Below are 21,051 nucleotides of genomic sequence, written 5' to 3' on the forward strand. Positions count from 1 at the left end.
AATGAATATTGAACAAAAGAAATCTTTAACAGCAAACGAAATTCAGCAAATGAAAGATTTATCTCATATTTGCGGACAACACGATCAAATTGATTACTCGTCAGATTTACATATAAACTTTTTAACTGCCCGTAATATAGAAGTGGTAAATGATTTTCTATTTTATGATGATACTCAATTAATCGGCGCATTAAGTATGTATGACTTTGAGAGACCAACAAAACTGGAGTTAATAGGGTTTGTTCATCCGAACTATAGGAAACAACATATAGGCACTACTCTTTTACAAACCGCAATGAAAGAAATACAAAAAAGAGAGGCAGATGAAGCCCTTCTTATAATTAATGGTGACTCTATTTCAGGGAAATCATTTGCAAAACAAATGAACTTTCCTTATTTATACAGTGAATACGGTATGGAGTTCAAAACAAACGAAGCACAAAAAACAATGAAAAATAATATTAATCTTACTGTTGCATCTTCTGAATTACTTCCTGATCTTATAGAAATCGCTAGTGAAGCTTTTGGAGATTCGGCAGCAAATACATCCACATGGTTACAAAAGATGATGAATTCATCTTCCCATCAAGTTTATAGTGCTCTTATCGATGAAAAAGTGATAGGAACGATTACAGTTACTGAGCAAGAGCAATCTACTACACTATCAGGATTTGCAGTTCATCCTTCTTATCAAGGTAAAGGATATGGTAAAGGTATTCTTAGTTATATGGTACATACACTTATTACAGAAGGAGTTTCAACAATTGAACTAGACGTCGAAACGAAAAATAACAATGCTTTAAAACTATATACACAATGTGGTTTTGAAATTATGACAAAGTATGATTATTATAGATTGTTGGAATAGGAGTGACTTTTCTATCGAGGAAGCATGTTATTTTAGAGACGAAATTATTACCTCTTTAAAATCTGTAGGATGTAACAATATACAACTACACGGTATAAATAGAACATTTTTCATTTGTCAAAAATAAAAAAACTGAATCATATCGATTCAGTTTTTTCTTATTTTTTTCTTAATATATTTACAACCGCAGTCGTTTCATCATTTTTTTTATAAACACGTGGAATTCTTCTATCCAACATGCATGTAACTTCATAATTAATTGTACCTAACATATCTGCTATTTCTTCCACCGCAATCTCTTCTTCACCTTGTTTGCCGTAGAATACAACTTCGTCTCCTACTTGTACTGGCATTGCATTTGTAACATCTAGCATAAGCTGATCCATACAAACACGGCCAATTACAGGTACTCGTACTCCGTTTATTAGTGCATGCCCTTTATTAGATAGCTGACGATTATAACCATCAGCATAACCAATCGGTACAGTTGCAATCCATTCTTCGCCCGTTGTTACATAAGTATTCCCATAGCTAACACCACGATTTTTCTTCGCATGTTTAACATGAGCTACTTTTGATTTTAAAGACAACGCTGGCTGTAAGGAAGCAACTGTATGATCCACTTCTCTTGAAGGATACATACCGTAAATTCCAATACCGACACGAACCATATTTTGAAATGTGTTACTAAGTTCCATTGATCCTGCACTGTTTGAACTATGAATATATGGAAAATGAATTCCTAATTCTTCCGCTGTATTTACAGCTTTCTCAAACAAACTTGTTTGCATATTTGTATAAGTTTTATCTATTTCATCGGCGGTAGAGTAATGTGTAAACATCCCTACTACTTCTACATATCGCATACGTTTTAACTCTTCAAAAAACGGTTTAACTTCTTCTTCCTGTAAACCAATACGGCTCATTCCTGTATCAATTTTCACATGAATTCGCACTTTCTTTTGAAGATGGTTTGCAACTTCATCTATACCTTGTAAATCTTCTACTCTATAAACAGTCATCATAACGTCATATTGAATTACATCTTCTACAGCTGCTACTGGTGTATATCCTAAAATTAAAATAGGTACAGTGATTCCAGCTTCTCTTAATTCAATCGCTTCATCTACAAATGCAACTGCAAGTTGGTTTATTCCTGCTTCAATAGCCGATTTCGCAACTTCAACTGCCCCATGACCATACCCATTCGCTTTTACAGCAGCCATCATTGCAATATTTTCATCATTCACACGTCTTTTAAATTCTTTTACATTATGTTTTACCGCATTTAAGTCAACTTCAACAATTGTATCTCTTCCATATTTCAAGCTCATTGGTCTAACTCCTAACTCAATAATTACATTCCATTCTATTTCACGTTTCATATGACCTTTTACAATATAATACTTTTCACTATGCTAGTCAAACTGCTAGAATTTTCGGAATTTTGAGTATGATATAATACCCTTAAGAAACTATTATATACGGAGGTGAGAATAATTACAATGTTTGTTCCATCTGCATTGAATCAAGTTAAAATTGCTATCGATACTTCCATTCAAATACTGAACCAATATACTGAAAGTGATTTGAAAATAAAGCCGATTGAATCAAAGCGGTCATTATTTGAAATGTGCACACATCTTTCCCTTATTTTCCATGCTGATTTACTCATATTAAATGGTATTACGGAAAAAGACTTACATACCTTTTATATAGAACAAACACCAGAAACAATTACTCAAATACAGCAAACGATGATACAAGGGTACGATTTACTTTCTAAAACTTTTTTATCCTATTCCAATGAAGAATTAGCGGAAATTATGACTGCTTATTGGGGTATTTCTTACTCTCGATTCGAATGGTTGCTTGAAATCGTTGCACATTTTTATCATCATCGCGGGCAAATTCATATTTTATTATGTGAGCATATTAAAGATCCTTGCATTCCTTTATTCGAATAAAAAGAGCGGAAACAAAACCAATAAAGAGTATCAATCCTAATAAAACAAACGTCTGAGCATATTCTCCTATTTTCATAAAATAAATAGAAATAATAGGTCCTATACTAGTTCCTAAAAATAAAATAAATGTATAAATAGAAACTGCTATTCCCCTTGCTTCCCCTCCTAATTGGCCAACAAGAGAAACTAACGATGGAACGGATATAGCAATACCTATTACAAAACAGATGCTCATCATTACAAGTAGCGGCAGGTTCGAAATAAAGCCCATTGAACTTAAACTAAAAATAGCGACCAACAATCCGCCCTGAAGAACTTGCCTTACTCCGAATCTCTTTGTTAAACGACCCGCAAGTGGTGACAGCAACATACCAAATAGCCCCGCTAAGCGAAAATAAAGAATTTGTTCTGAAGTTAAATTGTAAGTAGGACTGCTCAAATAATTCCCTAAAACAGTATACATGTTAACAAAAGCCATTAACAAAACAAATGCAATCATATAGCTCAATACTAAGCTTTTATGTGTAAAAACTTTACCCATCTGTTTAATTGGTCCCAAAATATCAGTATTGGATTGAGACGTTTCCCCTTTCGGAAGAGAATAATGAACCAATACAGCAGTAATGATATAGATAATACTAAGAAGAAAGAACACCATATGCCATCCAAAATGCTGACTAACAGCTGTACTTATTACTTGCCCTGCAATTCCAGCTACTAAAAAACCGGTACTAACAAATCCTATTGTTGTAACCTTTTTTTCTACTGGAAACATTTCTACAACGTAAGCTAACGCTACTGGAGAAAATGTAGCTGCTGCTATCCCCTGTAACCCTCGAAGAATAACAAGCCAAAATAAACTATCCACAATCCCTAAGAAAAAAGAAACAATCGACAGTGCAAGCAGTCCAATAAAGATCACTTTTTTTCTCCCATATTTATCAGAGATTGCCCCAAATAACAAACAACCTATAGCAAAGCCAACAGAAAATATACTGCCTGTAGCCGCAGATTGTGCTAATGAAACCTTAAAAAGGTCTGAAAATAGAGCGGTTAAAGGAATCGTCACATATAGGCTGGACATAACTACCATGCCCGCCCAACATAACACCGCTGTCATTATTGTGTAATTCCTTTCACTATTTACTTCTTTTGATATTCCCATCATAAAATCTCCCCCTTACAATGATTTTCCCCATCGGTTTAAAACATCTAAAGTAAACTACTCAAAACGACATTCCTTTAACACGTACTTAATTTGTTTACGTTAAAAGACATATCACCACCCTTCATCAAATTAGCTAGACATATAATAAGGTAACCTAATTATATGTCTAAATAAAAAAGTCGACTCACACAATCAACTTCTTTATCTGCCTTCTCCTAATTTCTTCTGCATAGTTACTTGCATTTTATTTAATAGCTTCTCTAAAGTTTGACGCTCTTCTTGACTAAATTCATCAACTAACGACGCGCAAGATAACCAAAAAGTCGGTAAAGAATGCGCAACTAGTTCTTTTCCTTTCGGAGTAATTTTCACCTTTAATCTTCTTCGATCTTCAGAATGATGGAATCTTACGATTAACTCTCGTTTCTCCATCCAATCTAATAAACCAGTGACAGAAGCACGTGTAATCCCTAATCGACTCGCAATACCCGAAGGACTCATGTTCACTTCTTCCCCATTCAATTCCATTTCACGCAAAATAAACAACAGTAAAAAATCTAATTTACTTTCCGAAATACCAAGTGGAGCTAAATCTACGTCAACAGCATCAAGAACATTATCAGACGTCCATAACATTAACAAACCAAGTTTTGCTGCGATTGGATCCGTATCCGCTGATGCTGTCTTTTTTATTAACTCTGCATAAGGTTCAATCCCTAAAGGAAGAGAATCTTTTCTTGAATCCATTCATCTTCACTCTCCTTTCCCCTTAATTAATTAGCTTACCTAACTATTTTTCATTATACTCACATTCTTCCTTTTATTGCAAGAATATTGTTAGACAAAAAAATCCTGTTATTAACACAGGATTTTTTTACGCTGACTAATTATTTTTTCAAATAATCCCAAACTCTTTTAAAGCAAAAGAAATGCCACCTTCACTTGATTTCTTTGTAACGAAATCTGCTCTTGTTTTTAACTCTTTTCCGCCATTCTCCATCGCAATTCCTAATCCTACATACTGCAACATCTCAATATCATTTCCACCATCGCCAAAAGCAATTGCTTCTGATTTACAAATGTTTAAATGCTCCAATACCTTTTGAATAGCCGTTAATTTTGATACTTTATTATCTTCTAATACATTCATAACGTAACTATGAAAACGTTCAAACGTAAGTGCTGGATATCTTTCAAAGAATTTTAGAGCTTCTGTTTCATCAGCATACAGACATACACAATAAATCTCTTCTGATAAGTTTCTAACTTTGTCAGGATACCGCTCTAAATTTAAAGTTTCGTTTAATGCTCGTATTACACGTTCATCTTTTGAGGCAATATTATTCATTGCAAATTCTTCTGTAAAGTAAGAAACACCATGACCATGTAATTCAGAAAAATTTGAAATATCATGAACGATTTCACTTGAAAGTACTGATTTATGTATAACTGTTTCCTCACACTTGATATGTGCACCGTTTGCAGAAATAAACATATTTATGCCCAAATCTTTAAATTGTGAGCATAAACTATATGGTCTCCCTGTTGTAACAACTACATGAATTTCTTTATCTATTAACCTTTGTATCGCTTCTTTTGTGCTTTCATGCATACTTCTATCAATCTCACTTAAAAGAGTACCATCCACATCAAAAAATACAACTTTGTACATATCCTCTTACATTCCCTCTAAATGATTTGTATCATTTATAAAATGAATAGTTTTCTGTTTATCCGTAAGTTCAATCAAACTAATTCCCGTATCTCCCATTTTAAAATAATAGTCCATGCTAATTGGCATTTGGAAAAACGCTCGTAAAATACTATTTATTACACCACCGTGTGCAACAATTGCAATTCTATCATATGTATTCTCTGTTACAATTTTAGAAAATACCCCTTCTATTCTCATTCGAAATTCAATAAATGATTCCCCGTTTTCAAAACGATCATGAAGAAATTTTGGCTCTGGATATTTTTTCGCTTCTTCAAATGATAACCCTGCTTGTACCCCATTATTAAACTCCATTAATTCTTCTTCTAGTTGAATTGGGCACCCAATTCCTTCTGCTAATGTTTCACCAGTTTCGCGAGCACGTTTTAATGTGCTTGCCCAAATGAAATCTGGCGGGAAATCTGCTTTCACTTTCTGTACAAGTCTTTGTACTTGCTGTCTTCCCTTTTCTGTTAATTCAAAGTCAGCTCGACCTTCATGTACATTTAAAATATCTGCTTCTGATTCACCGTGGCGTATTAGTAGTATTTGCATGTTTCTTCCGCTCCCTTGTTTAATATTCACAAAACTCCATTATATCACATTCTTAACTTTATATAACAAAAAAGGAACGGTTTCCCGCCCCTCATCCATTCACTTTCTCTGCATCATTCCAATAATACTTACTAAACGCTTCCGTCAACACATCAATTGTGTTATATAATTCATCTAATGTATTATCAACACCACCAACTTCAATTAACATCGCATTTTTAGATAAATCTTGATTATAAACGCCATTTCCATCTTTTTTATACTTTGGAAAGATTCCTCTGCTTAATCCGTAATAGTTTTCATCTAAATAACTATTGATTGCTCTTGCAATTTTTTCATTTTCAGCACGCCCTTCATTTTCCATCCCAATTATAAAATATAATCTTGCATACGATTTCCCGTTAATTACTTTTGTTGTTACCTTCTTCCGCTGATCATCACGGTGTATATCAATCGGAAACGCAATTTTATTATTTTGTGCTAATGTTTCTTTTACATATTCATGAGACGCTTTATATGATTGCGGCCATTTCCATTTTTTACTCGCTAATAAATCCCCCATATTCGTTTTATCATGAACTACTGGAATTCCTTGTCCTTCAAGTTGTTCTTTCATACGTTTCCCTAGTAAGGACACATTTACATCTGGACTTGATGGATCGGTAGCCCCTGGTAATAACGGAAAGAAAGATTCCCAGCTATGTGTATGATAAATATATACTGCACTTTCACCTTTTTTCGCTCCATTCTTTTTCTGAACCGGATTATTCTTTTCAGCTTCTGTAACTTTATCTTTTGCTACTTCTCGCTCTTTCGTTACTTCTTCAATCGGTACACTAGATTCATTTGGGATATTCGTAAAGTTTGTCCCTTCCCCAGCTACAATAATGTTAGAGTAATACTTTGACATACCAGGCACTTCTTTACCGACAAACGTTCTTAAATCTTTAATTTTCAAATCCGTCGCAATCGAGAACATTAAATTTCCAAATGACTCCCTTTTATTCTGCTTAAAATAATCAAATCCGTAATAGCGATTCTCACTTTCTATCATTTGAACAAAACCTTGCATCGATACTTTTCCAAACCATTGATTCACGTAATTCGATTTCATTGTATGTAAAAGCGACGTCAAAATCGACGCAATAATAATTATGACTAGTGCATATAGAAAGAGTAACGAGATTAGTTTCTTCCCATGTATACGGGTTGCATACTTTTTCAATGTATCACCTTCTTTATACATGGATATGTACAAGCTTTTCGTAATATACGCAAAAAAAAAAGAGAAATGGCATCCCATTTCTCTTTCTCACTCTTATTGTTCTTTTTCTGTATCTGACGAAGGTAATTTCTTCGCTTGTTTTTCTTTGAAGATTTCCCCAATTGCACCAAGAGTACCAAGTGTTTCAATTGCATTAGACGGAATAAAGACTTTATTCGCTGGTCCTTTTGCAACCTCAATTAATGATTCAAACGATTTATAAGCAAGTACGCGTTCATCTAAATCTGCTGCGCGAAGTAATTCAATTCGGTTTTGTTCTGCTTTTGCGATTTCCTCAATCGCTCTTGCTTCCCCTTGTGCTTCTAATTCTTTTGCTTCTTTTAAACCTTCAGCTTCTCGAATACGCGCTTCTTTATCCCCTTCAGCCATTAAAATTTTACTTTGTTTTTCCCCTTCAGCCCGAAGGACTTTATCTTGTTTCGCTGCTTCAGCTTCTAAAATGATCGCACGTTTATTACGTTCTGCTTTCATTTGTTTTTCCATTGATACTTGCACATCTTTTGGTGGATTAATATCGACTATTTCGACACGCTCAATACGAACGCCCCATTTTTCTGTCGCTTCATCAAGTGCTAAACGAATTTCTGTTGAAATTTTTTCACGACCTGATAATGTTTCATCAAGCTCCATTTTACCAATAATTTGACGCATTGTTGCAGATGTAATATTACGAACACCATATTCATAGTTTGAAATACCATATGTCGCAAGCTCTGGTTCAACAATTTGATAGAAAATAATTGTATCAATTTCTACTTGTACATTATCTTTCGTTATTACCTTTTGTGGTGGTACATTCGTTTGTTGAATACGCAAATCGTGATATACACGAACGCGGTCTACAATTGGGATTAGAATATTTAATCCTGGGTGCATAATCCGTTGAAATTTACCAAACCTTTCAACGACCCCAACTTTTTGCTGAGAAATAATTTTAATTGTCAATGCAATAAATACAACGACAATCAATGCGAAAATAATCGTTAACGTTAATGCTACTGCCATATTTATTCACTCTCCTTTTTCACTTGTAAAATAGTACTATGCCTCTGTATAACAACGACTTTTTCTCCAGCATCAATAGGAGTATCCGAAATAGCTGTCCAAGTATCTCCATCCACTTTCACAATACCGTTCACTTCGCTTGTAATCGTTTGCATAACAATTCCCTTTTTACCAACAAGTTTATCTACTGTATCAGTAAAACCTTTTGCTTCTCGAAAGTTTTTAGAAATTCTTTTCGTAAAGAAAGTCAATGTTAAACTTACAATTGCCCCAACAACAACTTGTAAAAATAGTGCATCAGGAGCAAACAAAGCAATAAGACCTCCGACAACAGCTCCAATTCCAAGCCAAAGCATGTAAAACGTAATCGACAACATTTCTGCAATAAATAAAATACCCGCTATTATAAACCAAATCACCCATCCAGCCATATGCAACCCTCACTTTCTTTCTCATTTTCTATATGTATATGAAGAAAAGAATGGTTTATCCGCCCTTTCTCATAGAGGGGGCGTTTGCTACAAGCTATTATATGTATTCGCTGTTACAACAAGCATTAATAAAATGCTATATTAATATATTCTTCATTATACACGAAAATCCCTTTCAAAAAATGACAAAAAATTTAATTCTTTCAAAAATATAACTTACAGATTATAATAATTAAAATTAAAAGCAGTATTGATTTGAAAGGTGGTATTCTTATTGCCTAAACGTTCACTAACTTACTATTTGGGCTCCAAAATATGCATTACTCTCGCTGACATTGTATACATAATGATTATTACAACTCACATCTATATCACAACTAGATCAGCTACAATTACTGCTCTTTTTCCATTATTACAGGTTATCACAAATCTTATCGCGAACACCTCTGCACCACTTATAATGAATCGGTTTCCATCTTATTCATTGCTATATACTCTACAATGGATTAAAACAGCTCTTTTAATATTGTTAATGATATTATTTCCTATACTATCAACAAACATTTCTGCTCTTTTAACTTTTGTTATTTTCATTTCATTATGTAGTGGCTGGAGCGCTCCTCTACTATACGCCGTTATCCCGCGCTTAACACCACAAGAAAAATTAGTAAAAGTAAATAGTGTCTTTTCCTTTTCAACACAAATTATACAAGCCGCTGCATACTCATTTACAAGCATAATTGTTCTTCTCATTGGCGTTACTTCGACACTCATGATTAATAACATATTGATGATTTTCGGATGTATTACATTACACCTTTCATTACAATCTATACAAGCTGAACGAGTAGCAGAACCCACTTCTTCAAAAACTACTGCATTATTAGAAGGATGGAAACTGTTATTTCAACACCCGTCTCTGCGCATCGTTACAATTATGGACTTAATTGAAACTTTCGCAGGGACGATATGGATCGGTGCTATTACGATGGCATATGTAACGACTGTTCTTCATAAAGGCGAAGATTGGTGGGGATATATTAACACAAGTTATTACGTCGGCACATTAATTGGTGGGATATTAGCGTGGAAAATGAGTACATATATTCAAAAAAATTTAATACGCTCCATGGCGATAGGCTCTCTTATGTTTAGTATTCTTACATTTTTATATGGTATGACAAGTAGCGGATTTATTGCTCTATTTCTTTGTGTTCTAATGGGGCCATGTTATCAAATTAGAGATATTTCTCAAACGACGGTTTTACAATCAAGCGTCACTCCTTCTTTATTATCGAAGATGTATACAGCTCATGGTGCACTTCTCTCGACAGCTTCTGGTCTTTCTATGCTTAGCGTTGGAATTATTACTGATATGTTCGGCGTTCGTACTATTTATATTATCGCCGCTTTTCTTATTTTATGTTCTGCTTGTTTATCCTTTAACTTATTAAAATATCAGAAGACGGAGCAGAAAGATATTTCACTTTAATCATTAAAACAAAAAGGACAGGAATTCCTGTCCTCTTTGTTTATTCTATTCATGACAAGTTGGGAATCTTCCTATGTTTTGTCGCTTGTTCAAAAGCATATGCTAGTTTAATTAATGCCCCTTCACTAAAAGCAGCACTTGCAAGAGTAATTCCAAAAGGCCTCCCATTATCCATATATCCCGCAGGCATTGCTATAGACGGATAACCTGCTTTCGCACATATAGTAGATCCTATATAAGAAGGGAACAGTATCGCATCCAGATTATATTTTTCCAACGCAAAATCAATACCTTGTTTTTGCGAAAAATATATATCTTCTAATCTTGCGTTTAAATATTCTGGATTTCTTAACGTATTAGGAAAATCTTTTCTTCTTTCTAACTTAGTTTGTCCATATTTCAAAGCTCTTTCTGCTATGTTTTTATTAAACTCCATTAACTCCGAAATAGAATGTACTGGAATAGTAGAAGGTAATTTAGAAAGATAGTTATCCAAGCTGTGTTTCAGCTCATAAAGTGGAACTCCCCAACTCCATTCCCTATGAAAAGACGGAATATCAATATCTTCTACTACTGTCGCTCCCTCACTACGTAATACTTGGATCGTTTCCTCAAACAATTTTTCATCGTACTCACCATTTTCGTAATAATCTTTTGGAGCATTGCTATAAACACCAATCTTCGCTCCCTTTAAACCATTAGCATCAAGATAAGATGTATAATCTTGATATGCCATGCCTTCACTTTTATGAGTAGCTACATCTTTTTCATCCACCCCAGTTAGACTCCCTAGTAAAATAGCAGCATCTGTTACCGTTCTAGCAAACGGACCGGCTGTATCTTGAGAATATGTGAACGGAATAATTCCTCTACGGCTAATTAAACCAACTGTCGGTTTAATACCTACTACAGAGTTTTGAACAGCTGGGCTCAAAATAGAAGCATCTGTCTCTGTTCCAACGGATAATACAGTAAAGTTAGCAGCAACTGCAACGGCAGATCCTGTACTCGATCCACCAACAAACATATCATCCTTTCCTGTACCGTAAGGATTAATCGTTTGACCGCCTCTAGCGCTATATCCAGCCCACATTTCAAAAGACATTCCGTTTGCTAACTCTGTCATATTTGCTTTCCCTAGTATAATCGCACCTGCTTCTCGGAGCTTTTTAACAAGAAATGCATCTTCACTACTTATATTTTGTTCCAGGGCAATCGTACCAGCACTTGTATGCATCGAGTCATTCGTTTCAATATTATCCTTAAGTAAAACAGGTATACCATGTAATGGACCTCTTACACCTTTTGTCTTTCTTTCATGATCTAGCGCTTCTGCAATAAAGATAGCATCCGGATTGATTTCTAAAATAGAATTGATTTTCGGACCATCTTGGTCATACTTTGCGATTCTATGAAGATAATACATGACTAGTTCTTTTGAAGTTAACTTCCCAGCTTCCATTTCCTTTTGAATATCATGAATTGTTAATTCTTTTTGCAATAATGTATTAAACTGAATTTCCATTTTCATTCTCCTTTTATAAGCCCTTATATATATGACGTGTATCTATTACTTTTTCATTTTCTCCGCTCCTCGCATAAACAGCTACAATCCCTTTAAAGAAATTCAACTCACCAGTTTAAAAACCTTTAATTTCCAGAGAAATAAAAAGAGTCTGAAACGAATACAATATCGCCTCAGACTCTTTTTATTATTTTACATATACCTCTTCTAACAAATGTAAAAACTCGCCTTGTTTACCTGCTAATTCAGGGCATTTGTTAATATCAATCCATTCATAACAAAATACTAAACCTTTGTCTTCCTCACCAGCACTTACTATATGTTCCCACGTATCTTTCACATCTGTTAATAATGAAATGTGGAAAAAATGACGTTTTTGATATTCCTTTTTTTCTTTCATATAAATAATGTAATCAGAAAGGAAGCGCTCGATACAAAAATGGCGTAGTCCTGACTCTTCTTGTACTTCACGTAAAATTGCTGCCTCTAACGTTTCGCCTTCATCTACCGTCCCGCCTGGAACTTGGATACCAGCCTCTCGTATATCACGATGTTTAAAAACGAGTAGTTGCATAGCCCCTTCTTTTTCTCTCGTAATATATGCATGTACCTTTTTCTTATATAACATCGTCATCTTAGCCCTCTCCCCTCAATTCATTACTGCGTTACTTCTTCAATCGTCAGTTGGTTTTCATATAAATATGTAGCTTGCGGATTCCCAACATACCGTACATGCCACGGTTCATAACGATAACCGGTAATCCCTTCTTTCTCTTTCGTATATCTAATAACAAAACCAAACTTATGGGCATTTTCAGAAAGCCACTTTCCTTCTTTCGTCTCCCCAAAAACAGTTTCTAGCTGAAATTTAGCAGATTGAGATGTAATATCCATAGCTAGTCCTGTTTGATGTTCACTCGTACCAGGGACTGCACTAGACATCGCTGTCTTTGCTTCTCCATCTTGTCTTTTATACATTGTATTTAATGCTTTTTGTCGATCAAAAGATCTAAATCCAGAGACTGCAAAAAGGAAAATCCGCTCATTATTGGCTTGCTGAAACATTTCCTCAAGTGCCACCGCTGCCTCTTTCCTCATCTTTTTCTTCTCTTGATCACCTTCACTAGAGTAACGTACTTTCGGAACAACTAAATCTGGCGGTCTATACCCATCTGGTAAACGCCTATTTTTATTCACAAGTACAAGCATCGAACTTGGATTACTAATGACTGCGATATCCCCATCCATATTAGCAATCGTTTCTTTAGCTTTCGGAAATATATTGTTTACATTTACTTCCTTCGCCTCTTGCTCCTTGTACATCTTATAATTTATTCCTGCTACTCCAATGATCAGTATCATTGCTACGATACCAAGTAGTGCCCATCTTTTTTTCATATAACGACCTCTTATTTTAATAATTTGGCCATTTCATACTCATCGATACCTTTTCCATCGATGATAAGAGCAGATTTTTTGACACCTTCTTGTTCAAATCCAATTTTGCTATATAGTGCCTGAGCTCTTGTATTGTGGGCCATTACCGTTAATTCTAAACGCCATACATCATGTAATCTTGCCCACTTCTCTACTTCTTTAAACAAACTCGTTCCAATACCTCGGCCACTATACTCTTGCAAAATACCAATTACAATGCCTGCCACATGTCTCTTTCTTTGAACATCATTACCATTGGCTAAAATAAATCCAACTACTCTATCATCTTCAACTGCTACAAATATTGTTGCATATTCATTTTCTATAAAACGGTGGACCATCTTTTCTTGTTGCTCTACTGTGGTTTTTCTTTCCCCTGGTTCGTATAACATAAATTTCGTTTCTTCGTCTAACTGCTTACTTAATTGTAAAAATGATGCTGCATCTTCTACTCTAATCTCTCGTATCACCTTGATCCCCTACCCATTCTGTTAGTTAAAAATTTTCCTTGTAAAAAGATTTTCTCTATTTTTGCGAAAATCCCTTTCTAATTCTCCTATTATAAATAGACAAATTTCGATATTACTATAGCAATTACAAATTATGTCTATAATGTGACATCTTTTCATCCTCATTTCATGACAAACAAAAAACGTAAGCTGTACACTTACGTTTTCCCCCAATTGATGTAGGCTGATAACCATCGGCAATGCCTACCACTAATTCAAATTTCACTTTATCCATTCACTTTTTCTGCTTGCCAAAAATATTCACCAAATGCCTTAGCAAGTGCATCAATTGATCGATTTAATTCTTCCTCTGTATTATCTACCCCGCCAACTTCAATTAATATCGCTTGTCCTGATAGGTCTTGATTGTAGACTCCATTTCCTGTTTGGAATCCTTTTTGAATTACACCACGGCTCATTCCCGGATATTTCTTACTAATCGTCTCATGTAACGCAGTTGCTAATTGTAAGTTTTTTTCATAGTTTTTGTTACCTTTCCCAATTACAAAAGCAAGCTTTGCATATGATTTATCTCCAATTGTTTTTGTCGTGACATTTTTCCGTGCACTATCACGGTGCAAATCGAAAAAATATTGGAGTTCTTTATTACCAGCCATCGCTTCTTGTACAATTTCTCGTGACAGTTTATAAGAACTATTACTATTTAATCCTTTACTTATTAATTTTTGACCGACATTAGTCTTATCATTAGTAGCACCTATCCCTTCACTTGCCAGTTGTTCACGAAAGCGATCTCCAACTATTGAAATATTCGTTACAGAACTCGTTGCTTTATTTGGATTAGGATCATTTGTTAAGTTAAGTAACGGCAAATAAGATTCCCAGCTATGTGAATGATAAATCAATGCAACTTGTCTTTTTCCAGTCGTTTGAGCTGGTTGTTTCTTCTCTTTATTCGGATCAGGCTTAGGAACTTGTCCAGCTTCTCCAGTCCGTTCCTTCACTACTTCTTCAAGAGGAACACTCGATTCTATCGGTAAGTTGGAATAATTTGTTCCTTCACCTGCTATAACGATTTCTGTATCATATTTCCCAAATCCCGGAAGTTCTTTCCCGACAAAACTACGTACATCATCAAAACGAATATTCGTAGCCATCGAAAAGAGGAATGAAGAAATAGAAAAGTCTTGATTCAAATTCCGGTACTCCTGTGTAAAATAATGATTCTCTTTCCCAATAACGTACATGTAGCCATTCATCGATAACTCATTTAACCAATTATATAAATACGTTGACTTTGTCTCTTTCATAGAGGTTACCATCATACTAATAAGAAAAAAAGTCGCCAGTACTGTAGTAATAATAAATAAAACTAACTTACGTACACTTGTGAACTTCACGTAAAAAAAGCCTCGATTCATACTATCACCCTCTCTATTTCAAGTTATGTACAAGCTCTAGAGAATAGACCGCTTAAATTCCGGCTATATTGTTAATGAGGTGAAATGAATTGAAGCTATTAATAGGAATATTACCAATCGTTCTATCATTCATTTTTTATTTGTCCGCTAAACATCCCAAAGTCTCTATTGTGCTACATATTTCTGCGTACTTGGCACTGTATGTACTCGGTACAGTTATTTCCATTAATATATACGATGTTTTAATACAAGATTTAGTTTTCATGACGAGCATTCATGGAATTTTACTGAATCCATTTTTCCTTATTGCAGGAGCGTATATAGGAACATACACTTTATGCTTACTTTTGTCTTACATTATTACAAATATAAAAAATGGAGCGTAATGAAATGCAACCACCGTTCATCTGTCATACATGCAAAAAAAGAATTGCGCGAAAGAAAGATCTTATTACCTCTACACGGTATTTCCGCTTTTATTTATTTCACAACACTTGTTTCAAAAATCAGCAATTATTTGTCTCACGTTTTATTCCTATAAATACACTCTTTGGTTTCTTTCTTATTACATATGGGCTTATTGCTGGCAGCATTCTAATGTTCACGGAGCCCTCTATCAATTGGCTTATTTTTTTGCTTCCTATTTTATATCGGTTTCTTTCATATTATTACGTTGAACGTTTTTTCTGTAAATAACTAGTAGATTGACCTCTAGGAATGCTTAAACACTCCCATTCATTTTCTTTTAACATTTTACCAATGTAAATGATTTGTCCAATATGTAAAGCATAATGAGAAATTTGCCTTTCGATCGCTTGCATGACAGTGTGTTCTTCTCCACGAATGTATACTTTCTGCAAAATCTGCTCTGCTGTTAAAGTATCCATCGTTTTAAAAACATACTCCCACCCTTCTTGCCACGCAGCAAGCGCTTCTTGTTTTGAATTGTAGCCACCTTCAAATTCACCATCTCGGTTACGATCTATTTTTTCGCCATCAGACGTTAAAAATTCCGTCCATCTTGAACGCATATTACCATGCAAATGTTTCATTATAATCGCTATGCTATTTGTTTCTTCATGAGAAGACCATTGTATTTGTTCGTATGATAATTGAGAAAGTACCCGTTCTCCTTGTTGCTTTGTTGTTTTGAAATTAGAAATGGCACATTGTAAATATTCTCGTCCGATATCCATATTACCCCCTACCTTCACACTAACTAATTTTTGTTCCATTTGGCAGTTCCATATTAGGCTGAAGCAACACAACATCACCAGCTTCAGGAACTCCACCTAATACAAGCACTTCCGATTTAAATCCAGCTACACGCTTTGGCGGAAAATTTACAACAGCAACAATTTGCTGACCGATTAAGTCTTCTGGATTATATCTCTTCGTAATTTGAGCACTTGACTGCTTGACCCCAAGCTCACCAAAATCAATTTCTAGTTTAATCGCTGGCACTCTCGCTTCTTTAAATTCCTCTGCCTGTGTTACTGTTCCAATTCTTACATCAAAAGTTAAAAAATCTTCAAAACTAGCCATTTTATCAATCCTCCCAATTATTACTTAGACAAAACATAAAAATCCCCTTCAAAAAAAGAAAGGCGCCTAAGCACCTTTCTTTTGTAATTCACTTAATTCATTTGATTTATAGAAGAAGAAACCGAGAATCCCGCCAATACATGATGGGATTAGCCATCCTATTCCTTCTTTATATAATGGTAACATTTGTAGCACATTAGAAATCGCATCAATTTTAATGTTCGCACTTTCTAAACCGTTAAAGAAACTAATTAACAACGCACCTAAAATCGCTCCAATATATATTGTATTACGCTTCCCTATCCATTTATGGAAATATGAAAGAACGATTAATACAATTGCAACTGGATAAATGATCATTAACACTGGTAATGTTACTGTGATTAATTGTGTTAACCCTAGGTTAGATACAATTAAACTAAATACACATACCATAGTTACAATCGTTTTATGCGAAAGTTTTGGGAATAAGTTTGTAAAGAAGCCAGCACACGCAGATGTTAATCCAACAGAAGTTGTTAAACAAGCGAGTATAATTACAAGTCCTAATAAAATTTTGCCACTTGTTCCATATAACTCATTTACAACATTCGTTAAAATAAGACCACCGTTCTCCGACACACCAAGTGATGTACTTGTAGATCCGAGATATGCAAGTGATAAATATATTAACGTTAAGCCTAATACAGCAATAATCCCTGATACAACTGTTATTTTTGCGATTTGTCCGCTCTCTTTTATCCCTTTTGAGCGAATAACTTGTACAACAACAATCCCAAACACCAGTGCACTAATCGCATCCATCGTTAAATATCCTTGAATAAATCCACCAAAGAAAGCATTCTCTTTATAAGCAGCTAAAGGTGCAGCTGGTTCTCCAATTGGATCAATAATTGCTTTTCCGACAATAACAGCAACAATCAATACTAACAATGGTGTAAGAAATTTCCCGAACCAATCCACTAATTTAGATGGATTTAATGATAAATACCACGTTATTCCGAAGAAAACTATAGTGAAAAGAAATAGCATGTACCACTCAGAAACCATTGTCTCTGATAGAAATGGCTTCATACCCATTTCAAATGAAACAGCTCCAGTACGCGGAATCGCGAAAAATGGTCCAATCGCTAAATAACTAATCAATGGGAAAATAAACGCAAATATAGGGTGAACTCTAGAAGATAGCGCTTTCAAGTCCCCCTCTACAAACGCGACAGCTGTTACAGCTAATAGGGGTAATCCGACTCCCGTTACAAGGAATCCAATTGTAGCAATCCAAACATTTTCTCCTGCTTGTTGACCTAAAACTGGCGGGAAAATTAAATTTCCTGCTCCTAAAAATAGTGCAAATAACATTAAACCAATCGCTACCGTATCACCTGGCCTTAAACGTCCCTTCATGCTTTTCATTTGCATAGCACTTTTTCATTGTTTATATCTCTTTTCACAATATGCTATGCATCCTCCTCTCTGCTCAAGATGATAAAATATGCCCCTTACAAAGCAGTGTCTTTCTCCATAATTTCTCCATTCCCCTTATTCTTACTCTAATTATTAATTTTTGATTTTTTTGAAAATTTAACTCATCAGAGTGGTATAACGTGGAGTTTAGTTGTCAGACCTCTTTGTTTTTATCACACATATAGTAACATATTTAGTTGAAAAATAAAAACATATTTTCAATTTGATTTTTTTGAAAATCAAAATTATCTACATATACTTCCTTTATTTATTCTATTACACAAATATTTTTTAAAATTTACGATTCATATATTTTATTATATTTAGATATCTTTATGTGAAAGAAAGTAAAAGCCATCAAAAATAAGATGGCTTTACTTGTTAGTCTATCGTTTCAACTTCACGTGGATTTTTCATCTCTTCAACATACACCACTCTAAATCCATGATCTTCTAAATCCTTTAGCAATGTTTCTAATTCACTATCTTCAAACTCTTCTCCCAATGTAAACATTATTCTACGTACTAATAAAGCATCATTATCAAAAGTCATTAAGCTTTGAATACCAGTGTATTTCTTTAGCACTGTCGATAATTTTTGAATGGCCCCATTATAATCTTGTGTTCCAATCATGACAGAATATTTACTAGAATGGACTCCCCATGCATCCTCTAATAGTTCAAAAACTTTTTTATGAGTTAAAATACCAAGGAAGACCCCTTTTTCATCAACTACTGATAAATACGGTAGTTTTTTAATTGTAAAAAATACTTTAAAGAAGGAAGAGTCTTCTCTCACGTACCCATTTTTATCGTTCAATAATTGTAATACATTATCTTCAAGTGAACCTTTATATTCTAAAATATCTACTTTATATACATTCCCTAAAAACTTCTCTTTTTTTTCATCTAAAACTGGTACACAACGATACCCCGTTTTATTTAAATGTTCCAGCGTTTCCCTTATCGTAATTGAACTTGAGCAAAACAAAACTTCCCTCTTTGGCACATAATTCCCTTTAATCCTCATAAAAAAGCCTCCTTATGCTAAAATACTTTCTGTACCATAACTATATTATATTTTCAGAAAAAAATAAATATATTATTTTATTTTTCTGAAAATTATTCATTTTTTCGTCATAATTTATTCATGAATCATTCACTTGTACTCTCTTCAGCATCAAAAATCCCTTCTGCATTCTGGATCACTTTACTGCATCATTGTACGGACCTAATTGCTTTTTAGAAAAATAATGATTTGTCTCCTTACTTTTCATTAACATATTTCCTTTTATAATTAAAAAATAGGTTGCTACTAGAAAATAGATCAGCCCTAATATCCAATCCAAATTTGTAGCTAGATTGTGTAAAAGAACATATCTCATATATGCATAACCAATCGGAACATGTAGTAATACAACCGCACCTAATCCCGGATTGTATATTGTTTTAGCTTTTATATTCGCAAAAATACCATGCCATATGAATTGAAAAAACCCCATTAAAATAGGTGCCATCCCAAGCCATATTATATTTTGAAAGAAAACCGGAAGTAAATAAAAAACATACGCAATCAAAATATTTATTACCATAGCAGATTGCGTATTTAATGGATAGCGATCTGGTATATCACTTTTAAATATAACTACATTAAACAGACCAGCGAAATAACCTGGCCAACGATACTCTTCAAATTGATGCACTAAAATGGCTACAAAACTTAACGCTAACAGTACTTTTATTTCACTTATTTCTCCCAAATTCGCGACTAAACAAACAACGACAACAATAGCCACAACTAACCCTATATCATACCAATGCTTTCTAAAGAAACTAACCATCTCTATCACCCACTATCTCAATTTTGATAAAAATAGCGTTCAAATAGGAAATCAATCTGTTTTTCTATAGGCAGTACTCTTATATCTGCTCCTGATTCAAGAATTGGCATCATTAATGCTGGAAGAAAAATGGATCCAAATATTTGCACTGTCATCATCATTAAAATTTCCTGATCCGCTTCATTTGTTATTTCGCTCAAAATATTCTTCACTTTACTAAAACCTAGCCTCTTCAAAAAATCTCCATATTCGTATTGAGATGTAAATACCGTAGTTCCCATTGCAATAATCTTCCTGACTAACTCAGGATATTGCCGAATTACTAGTACATAATCAAATAAAAATATTTTTAATCTTTCTTTCGCTGGTACTGTAATATCATCTAAAATAGAAAAAGTGCCTTGGAAGCTAATTAACAAAACTTTAATCGCCTCACTAATCAACTTTTCTTTTGAACCAAAATGGTAATTTACAAGCGCAATATTTACATCTGACAATGATGCAATTTTCCTTATCGTTACCCTTTCAAAACCTTCGTTTTTAATTAACTCCAAGGTTGTATTTAAAATCTTTTCTTTCGTTGATATGTTTTCATTTCCCCCCAACTTATCTCCCCCTCTAGAATTTATCGATTAAACAATGATTTAAACACTGTTTAACTTTATGGTATCACTTTCCAATTTGAAAAATCAATTTGATCCTTTCGACATTTACCTACATTTCTTTTCATTCATCCCATACAAAAAACGTGAAAATGCTAAACTGTTCACGTTTTTTGTATGGATGCTGTTATATACCCTCTCCTGCTTTATATCCCACACATAAAATAAATTTCTAAAAATAATTTAAAACTATCCATATACC

General features: G+C 34.2%; 24 protein-coding genes and 1 pseudogene. 6 read left to right on the plus strand and 19 right to left on the minus strand.

The window, feature by feature from the left end; genetic code table 11:
- The first annotated feature begins 1 nt into the window (after window position 1).
- The gene (locus MHH66_RS16150) at window positions 2-868 is read left to right on the plus strand and encodes a GNAT family N-acetyltransferase (protein WP_016126813.1); all 867 of its coding nucleotides are present in this window, start codon (window positions 2-4) and stop codon (window positions 866-868) included.
- Window positions 861-995 (plus strand): annotated as a pseudogene (locus MHH66_RS28630) (class I SAM-dependent methyltransferase); the annotation flags it as partial. The gene MHH66_RS16150 and the pseudogene MHH66_RS28630, both read left to right, overlap by 8 nt.
- A gap of 31 nt (window positions 996-1,026) precedes the next feature.
- Here the strand turns inward: MHH66_RS28630 and alr are convergent.
- Window positions 1,027-2,202 (minus strand): alanine racemase, encoded by a 1,176-nt coding sequence (gene alr, locus MHH66_RS16155; protein ID WP_016126812.1) that lies wholly within the window; start codon window positions 2,200-2,202, stop codon window positions 1,027-1,029.
- Between the two features lie 171 nt (window positions 2,203-2,373).
- On the opposite strand from alr, the gene MHH66_RS16160 reads away from it, so the two are divergent.
- On the plus strand, window positions 2,374-2,835 hold the full coding sequence (locus tag MHH66_RS16160) for a DinB family protein (RefSeq protein WP_016126811.1): 462 nt from the start codon (window positions 2,374-2,376) through the stop codon (window positions 2,833-2,835).
- Here MHH66_RS16160 and MHH66_RS16165 read toward each other — a convergent pair.
- From MHH66_RS16165 to MHH66_RS16195, 7 genes are all read right to left on the minus strand, one after another.
- Window positions 2,804-4,000: an MFS transporter gene (locus tag MHH66_RS16165; RefSeq protein WP_078184799.1), complete on the minus strand. Its 1,197-nt coding sequence runs from the start codon at window positions 3,998-4,000 to the stop codon at window positions 2,804-2,806. The two genes, MHH66_RS16160 and MHH66_RS16165, sit on opposite strands and share 32 nt — an antisense overlap.
- A 204-nt stretch (window positions 4,001-4,204) precedes the next feature.
- Window positions 4,205-4,750 (minus strand): MarR family winged helix-turn-helix transcriptional regulator, encoded by a 546-nt coding sequence (locus tag MHH66_RS16170; RefSeq protein WP_078184764.1) that lies wholly within the window; start codon window positions 4,748-4,750, stop codon window positions 4,205-4,207.
- A 148-nt stretch (window positions 4,751-4,898) separates the two neighbouring features.
- Window positions 4,899-5,675, minus strand: coding sequence for a Cof-type HAD-IIB family hydrolase (locus MHH66_RS16175; protein WP_078184763.1), 777 nt, complete (start codon window positions 5,673-5,675; stop codon window positions 4,899-4,901).
- A gap of 6 nt (window positions 5,676-5,681) precedes the next feature.
- Window positions 5,682-6,272 carry a histidine phosphatase family protein gene (locus MHH66_RS16180; RefSeq protein WP_016126807.1) on the minus strand — a complete coding sequence of 197 codons (591 nt, stop codon included), beginning with the start codon at window positions 6,270-6,272 and terminating at the stop codon, window positions 5,682-5,684.
- A 91-nt stretch (window positions 6,273-6,363) separates the two neighbouring features.
- On the minus strand, window positions 6,364-7,575 hold the full coding sequence (spoIIP, locus tag MHH66_RS16185) for a stage II sporulation protein P (protein WP_002086026.1): 1,212 nt from the start codon (window positions 7,573-7,575) through the stop codon (window positions 6,364-6,366).
- Window positions 7,576-7,590: 15 nt separating this feature from the next.
- Window positions 7,591-8,562, minus strand: coding sequence for an SPFH domain-containing protein (locus MHH66_RS16190; protein ID WP_016126806.1), 972 nt, complete (start codon window positions 8,560-8,562; stop codon window positions 7,591-7,593).
- Window positions 8,563-8,564: 2 nt separating this feature from the next.
- Complete coding sequence (locus MHH66_RS16195; RefSeq protein WP_002012470.1) at window positions 8,565-8,993, minus strand: NfeD family protein; 429 nt, start codon at window positions 8,991-8,993, stop codon at window positions 8,565-8,567.
- Between the two features lie 274 nt (window positions 8,994-9,267).
- Between MHH66_RS16195 and MHH66_RS16200 the strand changes: the two genes are divergently transcribed.
- On the plus strand, window positions 9,268-10,485 hold the full coding sequence (locus tag MHH66_RS16200) for an MFS transporter (protein ID WP_002168568.1): 1,218 nt from the start codon (window positions 9,268-9,270) through the stop codon (window positions 10,483-10,485).
- Window positions 10,486-10,534: 49 nt separating this feature from the next.
- On the opposite strand, the gene MHH66_RS16205 is transcribed toward MHH66_RS16200, so the two are convergent.
- From MHH66_RS16205 to spoIIP (MHH66_RS16225), 5 genes are all read right to left on the minus strand, one after another.
- Window positions 10,535-12,010, minus strand: a complete 1,476-nt coding sequence (locus tag MHH66_RS16205) for an amidase family protein (protein ID WP_033709015.1) — start codon at window positions 12,008-12,010, stop codon at window positions 10,535-10,537.
- Window positions 12,011-12,197: 187 nt separating this feature from the next.
- Window positions 12,198-12,644, minus strand: a complete 447-nt coding sequence (locus MHH66_RS16210) for an NUDIX hydrolase (protein ID WP_002141412.1) — start codon at window positions 12,642-12,644, stop codon at window positions 12,198-12,200.
- Window positions 12,645-12,667: 23 nt separating this feature from the next.
- Window positions 12,668-13,408: a M15 family metallopeptidase gene (locus MHH66_RS16215; RefSeq protein ID WP_002031537.1), complete on the minus strand. Its 741-nt coding sequence runs from the start codon at window positions 13,406-13,408 to the stop codon at window positions 12,668-12,670.
- Window positions 13,409-13,419: 11 nt separating this feature from the next.
- Complete coding sequence (locus tag MHH66_RS16220) at window positions 13,420-13,917, minus strand: GNAT family N-acetyltransferase (protein WP_002031539.1); 498 nt, start codon at window positions 13,915-13,917, stop codon at window positions 13,420-13,422.
- Window positions 13,918-14,183: 266 nt separating this feature from the next.
- Window positions 14,184-15,338: a stage II sporulation protein SpoIIP gene (gene spoIIP / locus MHH66_RS16225; protein ID WP_002086032.1), complete on the minus strand. Its 1,155-nt coding sequence runs from the start codon at window positions 15,336-15,338 to the stop codon at window positions 14,184-14,186.
- 89 nt (window positions 15,339-15,427) lie between these two features.
- Here spoIIP (MHH66_RS16225) and MHH66_RS16230 point away from each other — a divergent pair, with 89 nt between their 5' ends.
- Both MHH66_RS16230 and MHH66_RS16235 read left to right on the plus strand, forming a co-directional pair.
- Window positions 15,428-15,724, plus strand: coding sequence for a hypothetical protein (locus tag MHH66_RS16230; protein ID WP_078184761.1), 297 nt, complete (start codon window positions 15,428-15,430; stop codon window positions 15,722-15,724).
- A gap of 4 nt (window positions 15,725-15,728) precedes the next feature.
- The gene (locus tag MHH66_RS16235) at window positions 15,729-16,034 is read left to right on the plus strand and encodes a permease (RefSeq protein WP_078184760.1); all 306 of its coding nucleotides are present in this window, start codon (window positions 15,729-15,731) and stop codon (window positions 16,032-16,034) included.
- On the opposite strand, the gene MHH66_RS16240 is transcribed toward MHH66_RS16235, so the two are convergent.
- From MHH66_RS16240 to MHH66_RS16265, 6 genes are all read right to left on the minus strand, one after another.
- Window positions 16,007-16,573 carry a DUF1572 domain-containing protein gene (locus MHH66_RS16240; protein ID WP_002135863.1) on the minus strand — a complete coding sequence of 189 codons (567 nt, stop codon included), beginning with the start codon at window positions 16,571-16,573 and terminating at the stop codon, window positions 16,007-16,009. The genes MHH66_RS16235 and MHH66_RS16240 overlap by 28 nt on opposite strands.
- Complete coding sequence (gene csaA / locus MHH66_RS16245) at window positions 16,554-16,883, minus strand: chaperone CsaA (RefSeq protein WP_078184759.1); 330 nt, start codon at window positions 16,881-16,883, stop codon at window positions 16,554-16,556. The genes MHH66_RS16240 and csaA overlap by 20 nt, the downstream gene beginning before the upstream one ends.
- Before the next feature lie 66 nt (window positions 16,884-16,949).
- Window positions 16,950-18,287: a branched-chain amino acid transport system II carrier protein BrnQ4 gene (brnQ4, locus tag MHH66_RS16250; RefSeq protein WP_396022273.1), complete on the minus strand. Its 1,338-nt coding sequence runs from the start codon at window positions 18,285-18,287 to the stop codon at window positions 16,950-16,952.
- A 441-nt stretch (window positions 18,288-18,728) separates the two neighbouring features.
- The gene (gene cbpA / locus MHH66_RS16255; RefSeq protein ID WP_002086040.1) at window positions 18,729-19,376 is read right to left on the minus strand and encodes a cyclic di-AMP binding protein CbpA; all 648 of its coding nucleotides are present in this window, start codon (window positions 19,374-19,376) and stop codon (window positions 18,729-18,731) included.
- Window positions 19,377-19,551: 175 nt separating this feature from the next.
- Window positions 19,552-20,196 (minus strand): HXXEE domain-containing protein, encoded by a 645-nt coding sequence (locus tag MHH66_RS16260; RefSeq protein WP_002148541.1) that lies wholly within the window; start codon window positions 20,194-20,196, stop codon window positions 19,552-19,554.
- Window positions 20,197-20,204: 8 nt separating this feature from the next.
- A complete protein-coding gene (locus MHH66_RS16265) occupies window positions 20,205-20,792 on the minus strand; it encodes a TetR/AcrR family transcriptional regulator (RefSeq protein WP_078184758.1) in 588 nt (195 codons plus the stop codon).
- Window positions 20,793-21,051: the final 259 nt, after the last annotated feature.

It is taken from the genome of Bacillus sp. FSL H8-0492 (genome assembly GCF_038006145.1).
Lineage (GTDB): Bacteria > Bacillota > Bacilli > Bacillales > Bacillaceae_G > Bacillus_A > Bacillus_A mycoides.

Coding starts and splice junctions, on each gene's coding strand:
- MHH66_RS16150 (WP_016126813.1), top strand. CDS start 2: ATGAATATTGAACAAAAGAAATCTTTAACAGCAAACGAAATTCAGCAA.
- alr (WP_016126812.1), bottom strand. CDS start 2,202: ATGAGCTTGAAATATGGAAGAGATACAATTGTTGAAGTTGACTTAAAT.
- MHH66_RS16160 (WP_016126811.1), top strand. CDS start 2,374: ATGTTTGTTCCATCTGCATTGAATCAAGTTAAAATTGCTATCGATACT.
- MHH66_RS16165 (WP_078184799.1), bottom strand. CDS start 4,000: ATGGGAATATCAAAAGAAGTAAATAGTGAAAGGAATTACACAATAATG.
- MHH66_RS16170 (WP_078184764.1), bottom strand. CDS start 4,750: ATGGATTCAAGAAAAGATTCTCTTCCTTTAGGGATTGAACCTTATGCA.
- MHH66_RS16175 (WP_078184763.1), bottom strand. CDS start 5,675: ATGTACAAAGTTGTATTTTTTGATGTGGATGGTACTCTTTTAAGTGAG.
- MHH66_RS16180 (WP_016126807.1), bottom strand. CDS start 6,272: ATGCAAATACTACTAATACGCCACGGTGAATCAGAAGCAGATATTTTA.
- spoIIP (WP_002086026.1), bottom strand. CDS start 7,575: ATGGGATGCCATTTCTCTTTTTTTTTTGCGTATATTACGAAAAGCTTG.
- MHH66_RS16190 (WP_016126806.1), bottom strand. CDS start 8,562: ATGGCAGTAGCATTAACGTTAACGATTATTTTCGCATTGATTGTCGTT.
- MHH66_RS16195 (WP_002012470.1), bottom strand. CDS start 8,993: ATGGCTGGATGGGTGATTTGGTTTATAATAGCGGGTATTTTATTTATT.
- MHH66_RS16205 (WP_033709015.1), bottom strand. CDS start 12,010: ATGGAAATTCAGTTTAATACATTATTGCAAAAAGAATTAACAATTCAT.
- MHH66_RS16210 (WP_002141412.1), bottom strand. CDS start 12,644: ATGACGATGTTATATAAGAAAAAGGTACATGCATATATTACGAGAGAA.
- MHH66_RS16215 (WP_002031537.1), bottom strand. CDS start 13,408: ATGAAAAAAAGATGGGCACTACTTGGTATCGTAGCAATGATACTGATC.
- spoIIP (WP_002086032.1), bottom strand. CDS start 15,338: ATGAATCGAGGCTTTTTTTACGTGAAGTTCACAAGTGTACGTAAGTTA.
- MHH66_RS16235 (WP_078184760.1), top strand. CDS start 15,729: ATGCAACCACCGTTCATCTGTCATACATGCAAAAAAAGAATTGCGCGA.
- MHH66_RS16240 (WP_002135863.1), bottom strand. CDS start 16,573: ATGGAACAAAAATTAGTTAGTGTGAAGGTAGGGGGTAATATGGATATC.
- csaA (WP_078184759.1), bottom strand. CDS start 16,883: ATGGCTAGTTTTGAAGATTTTTTAACTTTTGATGTAAGAATTGGAACA.
- brnQ4 (WP_396022273.1), bottom strand. CDS start 18,287: ATGAAGGGACGTTTAAGGCCAGGTGATACGGTAGCGATTGGTTTAATG.
- cbpA (WP_002086040.1), bottom strand. CDS start 19,376: ATGAGGATTAAAGGGAATTATGTGCCAAAGAGGGAAGTTTTGTTTTGC.